At 45.8% G+C, this 12,335-nt stretch carries 9 protein-coding genes; 8 read left to right on the top strand and 1 reads right to left on the bottom strand.

The features are described from left to right. Positions 1 to 359 precede the first annotated feature (359 nt). Positions 360 to 554 carry a 2-hydroxymuconate tautomerase gene (locus tag AB4Z30_RS07745; protein ID WP_441924951.1) on the top strand — a complete coding sequence of 65 codons (195 nt, stop codon included), beginning with the start codon at positions 360 to 362 and terminating at the stop codon, positions 552 to 554. Positions 555 to 972: 418 nt separating this feature from the next. Then, positions 973 to 2,007 carry an NADH:flavin oxidoreductase/NADH oxidase gene (locus tag AB4Z30_RS07740; protein WP_441924949.1) on the top strand — a complete coding sequence of 345 codons (1,035 nt, stop codon included), beginning with the start codon at positions 973 to 975 and terminating at the stop codon, positions 2,005 to 2,007. A gap of 681 nt (positions 2,008 to 2,688) precedes the next feature. Here the strand turns inward: AB4Z30_RS07740 and AB4Z30_RS07735 are convergent. Then, positions 2,689 to 3,456 carry a class I SAM-dependent methyltransferase gene (locus tag AB4Z30_RS07735; RefSeq protein WP_441924947.1) on the bottom strand — a complete coding sequence of 256 codons (768 nt, stop codon included), beginning with the start codon at positions 3,454 to 3,456 and terminating at the stop codon, positions 2,689 to 2,691. A 196-nt stretch (positions 3,457 to 3,652) separates the two neighbouring features. Here AB4Z30_RS07735 and AB4Z30_RS07730 point away from each other — a divergent pair, with 196 nt between their 5' ends. The 6 genes from AB4Z30_RS07730 to AB4Z30_RS07705 all read left to right on the top strand — a co-directional run bounded on the left by AB4Z30_RS07730 (position 3,653) and on the right by AB4Z30_RS07705 (position 12,201). Beyond that, the gene (locus tag AB4Z30_RS07730) at positions 3,653 to 4,072 is read left to right on the top strand and encodes an SRPBCC family protein (RefSeq protein ID WP_441924945.1); all 420 of its coding nucleotides are present in this window, start codon (positions 3,653 to 3,655) and stop codon (positions 4,070 to 4,072) included. Positions 4,073 to 4,525: 453 nt separating this feature from the next. After that, positions 4,526 to 7,636: an ATP-binding protein gene (locus AB4Z30_RS07725; protein ID WP_441924943.1), complete on the top strand. Its 3,111-nt coding sequence runs from the start codon at positions 4,526 to 4,528 to the stop codon at positions 7,634 to 7,636. A 106-nt stretch (positions 7,637 to 7,742) separates the two neighbouring features. After that, positions 7,743 to 8,906, top strand: coding sequence for a response regulator (locus AB4Z30_RS07720; RefSeq protein ID WP_441924941.1), 1,164 nt, complete (start codon positions 7,743 to 7,745; stop codon positions 8,904 to 8,906). A 27-nt stretch (positions 8,907 to 8,933) separates the two neighbouring features. Continuing rightward, positions 8,934 to 10,289 (top strand): cryptochrome/photolyase family protein, encoded by a 1,356-nt coding sequence (locus AB4Z30_RS07715; protein ID WP_441924939.1) that lies wholly within the window; start codon positions 8,934 to 8,936, stop codon positions 10,287 to 10,289. Positions 10,290 to 10,662: 373 nt separating this feature from the next. After that, positions 10,663 to 11,838 (top strand): acyltransferase, encoded by a 1,176-nt coding sequence (locus AB4Z30_RS07710; RefSeq protein WP_441924937.1) that lies wholly within the window; start codon positions 10,663 to 10,665, stop codon positions 11,836 to 11,838. A gap of 213 nt (positions 11,839 to 12,051) precedes the next feature. Continuing rightward, positions 12,052 to 12,201 carry a hypothetical protein gene (locus AB4Z30_RS07705; RefSeq protein WP_441924935.1) on the top strand — a complete coding sequence of 50 codons (150 nt, stop codon included), beginning with the start codon at positions 12,052 to 12,054 and terminating at the stop codon, positions 12,199 to 12,201. The last annotated feature ends 134 nt before the right edge of the window (positions 12,202 to 12,335 follow it).

The raw sequence follows: 12,335 nt of genomic DNA, 5'->3' as shown, positions 1-12,335 counted from the left end.
TACGTTGAATGTGGCTTACAAGGCTGTACATGTGTAGCGTTATAATCCGTCCCTATTACTGCATGCAGGTCACATGCATTGCGACAGGCGCTCCAGAATGTCCGTGCGTGCGGGATAGGGTGAGATACTCTTAAACCTGTCTGTCGAGATCAAACCCTGTTGGTAGTATATCCCTGTTGGTACGGTCGTAACGATATCATACCATGTTTTGATCTCATTTCATTTCGAGAATGGTATTCTGCCGCTGGGGATGGAGGTGGATTTGGGACGGTTGTCCAAGGAAGGGCACCAAAAAGTGCGTACTTGAATTTTTGAAACTCAGGTTCATAATAGCTATGAAGAAAGGATGTGTTTAGATCATGCCATTTATTACAGTGAAGATGCTGGAAGGCAAAACAAAGGAACAGAAGCGCCAGTTGATCGAACGAATGACCGAGGTTGCTTGCGATACGCTGGGTGTGGAAGCAAGTAAGGTTTTTATTTTCATAGAGGATTTGGAGCAAGATAACTACGGCAAAAACGGCAAAATGTTCTCCGATCTGAATGCAAACTAAATCAGTCAAGGAAAGGCCGATTTAAGCAATGCAAGTGAAGGAGAAAATGGTAGAAAAATATCAGCGTGCAAAATGAATTTGAAGGGTTCATGTTCGCATTCGCAAAATGGTTGCGGAGAGCGCTAACGATCAGGAGGAGCCTTATTTAGGTAAATTTAGCCATTCCAATTTTCTAACGATCACCAGAGACGTTATTGACTCATTTTCGCTTCAATGGAGACTGTTTTTTAGGTTTTTCGATGAAATAAGCTCACTGGTGATCGTTAGAATTCTGAGAGTCCCATTCAGGGGCAAATAAGCTTCGTGGTGATCGTTAGAGCAGAAGCCGGGTTGGTGACATGATCACGAAGCTGAATAATGAAACGGAACAATGAAAAGGAACTATAGAACAGGAACAGGAATAGGAGATGTATGAACCATGACAGAGCAATTATTTTCCCCGTATCAATTCAAAAGTCTAGAGTTACAGAACCGTGTCGTTATGGCGCCTATGTGCCAATATTCGGTTACAGCGAAGGACGGTATCCCGAATGACTGGCATCAGGTTCACTATGTGAGCCGTGCTGTTGGTGGAACAGGACTGATTATTATCGAGATGACGGATGTCGATCCAGATGGAAGAATTACAGATAATGATCTGGGAATATGGTCAGACGAGCACATTCCAGCCTTCACCAAGCTGGTAGAAGGAATGCATGCTTATGGCTCTAAAGTGGCAATCCAGATTGCACACGCAGGGCGTAAAGCCGAGGATGCGCCGCAGCCGGTGGCTCCTTCTGTTGTAACGTTCCCGGGCGAAAAATACAAAGAGCCACGCGCGTTGACCATCGAAGAAGCGGAAGGGATGGTACAGAAGTTTGCAGATGGTGTGCGTCGTGCGGTTCAGGCGGGTGTGGATGCAATTGAACTCCATGGTGCGCATGGTTATCTGATTCACCAATTTCACTCTCCGCTGATGAATCACCGCGAGGATGCGTATGGACAAGATCTGTCTCGTTTTGGCGTAGAGGTGATTCGTGCGGTGAAAAAAGAAATGCCTAATGACATGCCGCTGATCATGCGAATCTCTGCCATGGAGTATGCTGATGGCGGATATGACCTTGATCATGCCATTCAGATTGGCCGTGCCTATCAGGAGGCGGGCGTGGACATGTTCCACATTAGCTCAGGTGGCGAAGGGCCATCCGGTCAGCGTAAACCTGGTAACTATCCGGGGTATCAGCTTCCTTTTGCCCGTCGTTTCCGTGAGGAACTGCAGGTGCCGGTAATTGCTGTAGGCATGTTAGAAGATGCAGCGTTGGCGCAGGCCGTCATCGGTAATGAGGATGCTGATCTGGTTGCAATTGGAAGAGGTATGCTGCGCGATCCGTACTGGGCAAATCATGCAGCGCTTGAGCTGAATGTCAGCAAAGAACAGGCAGCGATTGCCGTCCAATACTCTCGCGGATATTAAACGCTTGGTGGCTGAAAACCCTTGTCATAAAAGCTGTACACCGAGTACTGGGGGGCCATTCTGCGACTTGTTTCATGGATAGATATAAAGGATAAGAGAGCATAATCATATAATCCCTAGATGTGATTTTAGATGCTGAGCGAGCTGTGGAGTATCTTGTGATGATATGAGTATAAGCGCAATATGAGCGTTCGTATGAGGTAGGAGCAAGAGCAGGAATATGAGCAAGACCGAGTATAATAGTAATAAGTAATAGTAGTGCCATAGTGGCAAGAGTAAATGTAAGAGTATGTGTAAGAGCGAGCGAGAGAGAGAGTAAGGGAAAGGGAAAGGGAAAGAGTAAGAGTAAGAGTAAGAGTAAGAGTAAGAGTAAGAGTAAGAGTAAGTAAGGTATGAGCCTGAAGTTTAGGTGCTTCATATATGTAAGACGGAGATGTAGAGCGCTAATGATTAGGAGGAGCCTTATTTAGGCGAATTTAGCCATTCAAATTTTCTAACGATCACCAGAGACGTTATTTAGCTTATTTAGCTTCGTCGGAGCCGGTTTTTCAGGCTTTTTGATGAAATAAGCTTCCTGGAGATCGTTAGAATTCTTAAAATCCCTTTTAGGGGGAAATAAGGCTCGTGGTGATCGTTAGAAATTCAGTTCTATAGTTTAAATACGCCAATTCAATTCATAATTTATGTCTTGCGTGTTGCTTCATATACGAACTTTTGGCTGGCTTGTGAAGGATTTTGCTCCGGATTGAAGTCTGCATAGATCTCAATGTTTGTGAATCCGATCTTCTCCAGAATAAGACGCAGCTCCTCCACGCCGTACCACCTTAGGGTGAGTTCCTGCAGTTCAGTGTCAACGAGTTTTCCTTCGTGCCACTGTTCATAGCGAATCAGGTTTGTTTTGTATTGATGAAGCAGATTGATTTCGGTCGTTTTCACTTCAATGGTGATCGTGTCACCATCGGGCAAGCGGACAGATGAAGTCTCAATCGAAGCGGGTTTGGTTACGTCTGGCAAAAAAAGATCAAAGACCAATCTGCCTCCTGGCTGCAGGTGATCATACAGTTTTTGCATGATCTGAATGGAAGAACTACGATTCTGAATAAGCATCAGTGAGCCTCCCGGGATAATGATAGCTTCGTAACGAAAAGGAAGATGCATGGTTTCAAGATCGGCTACAAACAGCTCAGGCATAGGCAGTGCGCGTTGTGCGCATCGGGAACGGCAGGACTGAACCATAGCTTCTGAATAATCGACCCCATCCACCTTCAGGCCTGCTTCGAGTAATGGAATAAGCATCCGCCCTGAACCTGACATAGCTTCAAGGATGCGTCCACTGCAATCCTGCAGCAAATTGCTGTAAAATTCAATATCCCCTCCCAAGGAGTGTCCAATAGGCTTGGTAATATCGTATACCTTGGTGCATAACGGGCCGTAATAACTGAATGACATTGTATTATTCCTCCACAACTAAGAATGTTCGAAACAGGAATGTGGAAGGTGAAATCTTGCAGACTTTATCCCTTCCGGCAACGTGGTTTGGAAATGGATTTTTCAGAGCAGACTATCATAGGAATCACACACCTTATATGTAAGATAGACCCATTATAGGTTGAGTTTGAGAAAAGCGTCAAGGAGGAGGCAACGAATGGAATCATCATCAACGGCATTGCCAGATATTAAGGAAGAACGGTTGCTGATGGCAACTGTGGAAAAGGTATGGTCCAGGGTCTCAACAGCGGAGGGTCTGGGTTCATGGTTCATGCCCAGCAATCTGAAGCCCGTTGAAGGACATGAATTTATACTGGAAGCAGGGCCGTTTGGACAGTCCCCTTGCCAAGTGACCGAAGTGCAGCCACAACGGAAGCTGGTCTTTCGCTGGGGTAAAGATTGGACGTTAACGTTCGAGCTTGCGGAACAGGCTGAAGGCACCCATTTTACATTGATCCATAGCGGCTGGGATGCGGATAAACTGACTGAATTCGGACAAGCTCACGCGGTGATTCGCGAACGTATGGCTCAAGGTTGGGCCGGTCTTATACAGAAGCTGGCTGAGGTTGCCGAGTAAAGACCAAACTAACCTGCTGTGTCATGAGATGGGATATGTACGTTATACAGCTGAATAAGCGAGGTATGAACGGACACCAAGCTATTAAGCGGACGAACATAGGAAGTCATGAACGGGTGATAGGCAATATGAGCTTAACAGAAACGTTATGATAGGTTTTTAACCACTCCGTTGAAGCAGAAATGATTAGAGTGCAGGTTCTAAAGCGTCAAGACTTACGAGTGAAGAGAGAGCCCTGGCTTCTCCCTGGTTTCATCTGACGAGATGAGTCCGGGGATTTTTGGGCTGCAATCATTTAATAAAGCCTGAAAAGGCTTTATTTTGCTATAAAATGGGCTGAAATTGTTCATGAACTATTTCCGTGAGGACGGGAAACGTGTAACATGGATATATAGAAAAAAATCGACAAAAAGTGATATCTCTCGCTGCTTAGAGGATGGAAGGAATACATAGATGAGAAAACACTGGGTCATGCTGACGCTAAGTTTTATATGCGTTGTTCTGCTTCCGCTGGGATGGATCGCCCAGACATGGATCAGCGAGCGGAACAATCCGCAAGTTACCGACGGGCATATAGATCTGCGTCAATGGGATTTCAGCGAAGAAGGTGTAGCCTCACTGAACGGAATCTGGGAGTTCTACCCGAATAAGCTGTTGGGGCCGGAAGACTTTGTAACCGATCTATCAGGTCGAAGACCCCTGCCAGCTGCCCAGAAAATTCAGGTTCCGTCTAAATGGAACACATCACTGGGACAGGCTCAAGGATATGGGACCTATCACTTGCGGATGAAGCTAACTCCACGGCAGATGAAAAATCGTTACGGTATTCATACGCAGAATATACGCATGTCCCATCGTATTTTTGTTAACGGAAATCTCATAGGTGGTATGGGCTCTCCTGGGGTAACCAAGAATTCTGACCGTCAGATGAATCTGCCGTTTACAGGCTTCACGTCCATTGATAGCGATACAGTTGACGTCATCATTCAAGTATCCAATTATAGTTATGCCTCGGGTGGAATTGTTGCACCCGTTCTATTCGGAGATGAGAGAAGTATTTTCCGAAGTCAACAGCTGGACTGGCTTAAGGATCTGTTGACCTTGATTGGATTTATTCTGCCTGCAGTCTTTTTTCTGGTCTTGTTCAGGCTGCGGCGCAGCGAGAAAGAGCTTCAATTTCTGGGACTATTCAGTCTCTCGGGGGCTTTATATGCTCTCACGCATGGAGAGAAGTTACTAGCTACATTTATACCGCTGCTGACGCACGATACGTTGCTTCGTCTTCAACTTCTCAGCGGAGCATTCTCGTATTATTTCTTGCTCCGGTATTTGGCGGTGTTAGCACCGGGAGCTGTTCATGGTTGGTTCGTGCGACTGGGGATGATTTTGCTTATTGCTCAATCCTTGATCGGTATTACTTTACCGCCTGCGTTATTTTCGACCTTTGAACTGCCTATGCTGCTTATCTCCTTCTCAGTGTTGATCTACGCCATACGAACGATGATTTATTGGTCGCGCAAACGGACAAATGACAGTCACTATGCAATGGTTGGCTTAATGAGTATTTTTATGGTTGTTGTGCTGTTCACTATCGGGGCGTTCGTAGCGGTCGATACAGCCTTTCTTGCACTGCTTGAGCTTCTGTTATTTGTACTCATACAGATGTTTGTTACAGCGATTCGTTTTGCACAGTCATTCCTTGAAGTAGAGGCTCTATCAGAGCGCTTGCTGGTGATCGACAGCCTCAAGGATGAATTCATGGCTAATACATCGCATGAGCTAAGAACACCATTGCATGGAATCATTAACATTGCCGAGTCTATGCTGGAGGGGGCAGCAGGAGCTGTTACACCAAAACAAGCTAAAAATCTGTCCATGATCACCGCTACAGGGAAACGGTTGTCGCTGCTAGTGAATGATATCTTGGACTTCTCCAAGCTGAAAAATCGAGAGATCGAGTTGAAGCGGGTTCCTGTTGATCTGGAATCGGTCGCCCGAACGGTGGTGGAGGTGTCGGGCTTTACGTTTGAGGACAAGCCGATCTTGCTTATCCAGCAGTGGCCTGACGCATTGCCGCTAGTAGAAGCGGACGAAGATCGGCTTCGGCAAATTCTTTATAACTTGCTAGGTAACGCTTACAAGTTTACGGAGCAGGGTGAGATACGGCTATATGCCTCTGTTGAAGGTGACAAGGTCAAAGTATCTGTTGCCGATACGGGTGTGGGAATTGCACCAGAGAGACTGGACGATATTTTCCAATCCTATGAACAAATCAATGGAACCACGGAACGGGCTTATGAGGGAACTGGACTGGGTCTCAGCATCACGAAAAAACTTGTGGAGTTGGGTGATGGTGAAATATGGGTCGAGTCAGAGCCGGGTGTTGGCTCAACGTTTCATTTTACCTTGCCTATTGTACAATTACCGCTGCTGCAAGCACAAACTAGCCCCGTTCCGGCCCGTTATGTGACAGCACAAGGGAAAAAGGAAAAAGACTATGTGACTAAGGATCTGGATGAATTAAACCCATTATATGAGCAGGAGAAACATGTTGGGGAACCTACAATTCTGATTGTGGATGATGACCCTGTGAATCGACATGTGCTTCTGAACTTGCTCTCTACGGAGCGTTACCGTGTCATTGCAGCAGATAGTGGCTTCAAAGCAATGGAACTGTACGAGCAGAATCCATATATTGATCTGGTCATTACCGACTGGATGATGCCTAAAATGTCCGGGCCAGAGCTTTGCCGCAAGCTACGGGAGCATCGTTCGTTGTCCGAGTTACCTATCCTGATGCTGACCGCTCGCGGATTGCCTGAAGATATTCGGCATGGTTTCCAGGCGGGGGCGAATGACTTTTTGAGTAAACCGGTAGATGCAGGTGAATTGCGGGCAAGGGTGCGAACCTTGATTGAGCTGCGCACTTCTGTACAGGATATGATTCGAGCGGAGATGGCCTTTCTTCAGGCACAGATCAAACCTCATTTTCTCTACAACGCGCTGAATGTAATCATTGCAACCTGCGCGGTGGACCCGGACAAGGCGACAGATCTGCTCATCGAGTTGAGTCATTATTTGCGAGGCAGTTTTGACTTTCAAAATAGGGATCAACTGGTTCCTTTATACAAAGAGCTTGAATTGGTGGAGTCCTACGTACATCTGGAACAGGCCAGGTTTGAAGACAGGCTTGTCGTCAAATATGAAGTGCAGCCAGATATACGATTGTTTTTGCCGCCGCTCACCATTCAACCGCTTGTGGAGAATGCCATTCGTCATGGGGTCATGGAGAGGGCGGCAGGTGGTACAGTACGGCTTCATATTTTCCAAGAGGGTGATGATGTGATTGTTCGTGTACAGGATGACGGTGTTGGCATACCTCCCGACCGAATGGCTCAGGTGAAATCGGGCCGAACGGAAGGTCCTGGAGGAGTTGGACTGCAAAACATCAATCGCCGTCTTATGTCACTCTATGGACAGGGGCTGAACATCCAGAGCCATGTAGGAAGCGGTACGCAAATTCAATTTCATATTCCGCTCAACCAGGTTCATCATTTTTCATGACACATGAGTTAAAGTGGTTTGGGTAATTATGGTTAACAACCGAATTAACGGATGCCGATATAGTGGATGTCCATATTAAATCTCGCATGGCAGGAGGTTGAGAACGGTGAGAGCCATTGTAATTGATGACGAGAAGCCAGCACAGCTGCACCTACAGCGCCTGCTGCAATCGGACGGAAGAATTACGCCTGTGCAATCTTTTTCAACAGCACAAGATGGTCTTCATTATTTGGCAAGTGATCGTGTAGATGTTGTATTTCTGGACATTGGCATGCCGGAAGTTAATGGTCTGGAAGCGGCTGAATATATACAGCAACTCGATTCGAGCATTCGGATCATATTTGTAACTGCGTATGCAGATCATGCGGTTGAGGCGTTCGAGTTGCATGCTCTGGATTATGTGTTGAAACCCGTCAGTTCCTCCAGACTTAGCAAGACGATTGATCGTATTGCAGGCACGATGTCCTATCATGCTCAGACAGCCGCAGCGATGGAAGTACAGGAATCGGAACCTGAAGCCGAAAGCGTGGAGTTCAAAGCACCGGGGCTGTTGACCTTTAAACATCTGGATATATTCCGGAGTCTGGAGCAGAGTGCCGAGAAACATAAGTGGCGCACGACCAAATCACAGGAGTTATTTGCATTTTTGTTTCACCACCGGGAAGAGTGGGTAAGCAAGGAGGTTCTGCTTGATAAGCTCTGGGGCGATGTATCCCAGGATAAAGGGCTGACTCTGTTGCATACATCCGTCTATCAGATTCGCAAGTTATTGAAGGAATGGAACATGACAGGCAAGCTGGAGTACAATATGAACCGTTATCGTCTGCTTGCAGGCAACTTGGTGAGCGATATTGAACAATTTGAGCAGGCCATGTCCTATGAAGCTGTCACTTCGGTTAATCTGAATGATCTGAGACAGATTGCTCAGCTGTACCGTGGCGATTATCTGGAGGAGCACGACTATGATTGGGCCAGATCCAAGAGCAGGGAGCTCCGTCGCAAGTATATGGGACTTGTTATGGATATTGCTCAATGGGAGATGGCTCATGAGCGGGGAGAACAGGCGATAGAGCTATTAATGGAATTGCAGGAACGCGAGCCTTATTCGGAAGAGATCTGCCGATTAATGATGGAAGTCTATGCCTCCATGGATGACCAGCAAGGCATATTGAGACTCTATCATTCCTTCACATTGACCTTGAAGGAGGATTTGGGTCATCAGCCCGAGCCTGAAACGAGCAAACTATATGAAAGTCTGACCAAACAATAGATTGTTCAGGCAGAAGGGATGTGGCGCGTGAAATTATTCATACACCGCAAAGACCTGCGTACAGATGATCTAAATGCTTTGGATTATTTGCGGGAGCAGGAAGAAGAGAGCCTGCATGTGTTGATTTACGATCCATTCTTGCTTCGGCAGGGCCGGGAGAAGGAGCACAGTGGTGAGAATTTCCTCCGTCATGCTGCCACACTTGTTAGAAAGTATGAGGAAGCGAAACGTCAACTGCATGTGTCCTATGGTAAACCTGCTGAGGTGGTGGAGTGGTTACTGAGCAATATGGAGGGTCAGATCAGTGAGGTGGTCGTTCATCGGGATATGACGCCTTATGCAATAGAGCGAGACCGAGAGATTCGTAAAGTCTGTGAGTCCTATGGGATCACATTCACTCAACTGACGGATCATTTGCTGATTGATCTGAAAGCCTTCGCCAGTTTCACGGGCAAATCGGAACCCTATAAAGTTTTTGCTGCCTTTCATCGTCGCTGGGTTGAATTTATGAATGAACATCCTAATCCACCCTCGGCAACCACGATTGCGGATGTGAATATAAGTGAACGAAAGCTGGATTGGCCAGAGGAGATGAAAGTTCCGGCTGCTTTGCTGGAGAATTCTGATAAGGCACGAGATGAGGTTGATCCGCATATGCTGCTTGATCGTTTTCTGTCCGAGCGAGTGGTGGATTACGGGGACCATCGGGATGAGTTTGAAGCCTATGAACCAAGTCATCTTAGTTCTTATGTGGCTGTGGGAGCGGTATCGATTCGCAAGATGTATGATGCTGCGGAACGTATCCCAGAAGCCGGAGAGTGGATCAGACAGCTCTGCTTCCGTGATTTTTACTTGTACAGGGCAGTCTACGAAGCGCATTATTTTACATATGAAAAAGTGTATGACCTCTCTGTGCTTCAAGATACTCACTTCGAACGTTGGTGTAACGCAGAAACGGGTATCCCGATCATCGATGCAGCCATGACAGAGCTGAACGAGACCGGACATATGCCGAATCGGCTCCGTATTCTGACAGCGATGTTTCTAACCAAAAACCTTCAGTGTCCGTTCACGCTTGGTGAAGCGTACTTCAGAAGGAAGCTGAAGGATTATGATAACATCCAGAATAGGGGAAACTGGCTGTGGTGCGCATCACTGGGTGAAAATGCTGCGCCATATTTCCGTGTGAATAATCCGATTACGCAGTCCGAAAAGTATGACGCTCAGGGTGAATATATTCGCAAGTGGTTGCCTGAGTTGAAGGACTTGCATAGCAAAGAAATTCACCAACCACGCAAGGATGCAATCGTAGATCTGAAGGCTTCCAGACAGGCGGCCATTGATGTGTACAAGCAGATTCTGGCAAGCCGGGAGAAAAACTAGGTCATGACTAAATTTTGAAATGATGATGAAGGCAGGGAGGCAGCTCCTTGTCTTTTTGCTTATAAATCAGGAAACATGCGAAATGAACGGTACACAGGGAAGAGTTCCAATGATCATGGAGCTGAATTCAACATTTTTGTACCGGTAAACAAAAAAAGTTAGAGTAACGACACAACAAGCGACAGGCCGCGTCACAGCGGTCTTTTTGACATGTGTGACTATATAAATCATATGATACTTACTTGGTAATTAAGGAAGGATTAAGAAATTGGACTACACATGTTAAGCAATATGCTTTTTAATAGATAGAGAGCTTAATGGACTAAGTCATATTTAACATATTGACGAAAACATGAAGGAGAATCTCTAAACGATGAGTCAAACACTGAAAAGAGAACGAATCCCGGAGTTAAATCTCGTACGGGCAATGGCGATTATCGGTGTGCTATTTGTACATTCCACATCCAATGCTTCGATGGAAATGACCAATTCGAACTATTATTGGCTGTACAACTTTGTTAATATTTTTATGAAATACGGTACACCAACCTTTATTTTTTTAAGCAGCTTTGTGTTGTTCTATAACTACTATACCCGACCGCTAGACAAGAGGTTGGTCACTAATTTCTATAAGAAGCGTTTTGTCTATATTTTGTTGCCCTACTTCTTGTTCTCGATAATGTATTATGTAGTTCTGCATTATATGTACTATCAAGGTCGTCCTTTCAATGAGTCATTGATCACTTTTATTGAAAAGTTATTTACGGGGAAAGCTTACACACATCTGTATTTTGTGTTTATTAATATGCAATTTTATCTGATCTTCCCGTTGGTACTATGGCTGTTGAAGAAGTACCCCTCTGTTGTAAAATGGTCTATTCTGATTGGGCTGTTTGTTCAATGGGCCTTTATCGTAAGTAATAAATACGGGTTCAATGTGCCTAATAAGGGAAGCTGGGCCTTCTCCTATTTTTCCTACTTCATGTTGGGTGCTTTCATGGGGGTGTATTTTCCACAGATTAAACAATGGTTTGTGATTAGCCGGGCGAATGCAACTAAAGTGCGCGTAGCTTCATGGATCTTGCTTTGGGTCGTATGGGTCTCGGCGGGACTGGCTCACGTATATATTTATTATTTGCTGCGGTTGAAAATTGCGACCTATAACACGTTATGGTACGAGCTTTTTTGGAATGTACATACCTTTGCTTGTGCACTGGTCCTTATTCAGATTGCTTATTGGCTCTACCACAAAGGCCCTGCCTTGATTGCCAAACCGCTTAATCGGCTGGGTACACTGTCATTCGGTATATATCTGATTCATCCATTTTTCCTTTTGTTTTATCGTGAGCATCCACCCCAAACAGGGGTATCCTGGTTAATTCACCTGTGGTACGCCAGCGGGTTTGGCATCGCGTTGATGGCTTCATGGATTGTGGTCGGGCTGGCGGCACGGTTCTTGCCGCATGCTTGGATTATTTTTGGTAATCTGCCCAAACCGAAGCCACGTCCTGTACCCCAGCAAAATTCGGGGCAGCTGGATGTGCGTTAGAAGCTAGTTTGTGTCATATCGTTGCCGTTTCAAGTTAGCCATGGGGTTAACTGGGGGCGGCTTTTTGTTGTACCAAAAAGTGATTCCATGCAGATAGATATTTATGTATGTGTGCTAGGGGAACGAATGTTTCTTTAACAGAATTCACGGGTAATCATAAGGCGGAGTGATAATATCCAGCAAACTTTAAGGACAGGATCAAGGTGATCATAAATGACTAGATGTGAACAATGCGGGAAACCGATGCAAGATATATTGGAATATGTGGAGCATATTCTTCACGAATGCAGTGAACAGACACCCGAATATAATTCGGAAAAATACAAGCCTTATGGCTATGAGGGTGTTCACGAGCAGATGTGATACAATAGAAAGAAACCGGATTCATTCGGAACCGAGGTGACAACATGGAGACGGGATCAATCCCTTTCCGCGATGGGAAAACAGAACACGAGACGCGACAAACCAAGACATGTATGCAATGCGGAGAGAGGCGA

The organism is Paenibacillus sp. 2TAF8 (assembly GCF_052114825.1).
Classification (GTDB): Bacteria; Bacillota; Bacilli; order Paenibacillales; family Paenibacillaceae; genus Paenibacillus.
The sequence above is the reverse complement of the archived record's forward strand: the minus strand, read 5'-3'. Positions and strand labels throughout refer to the sequence as shown.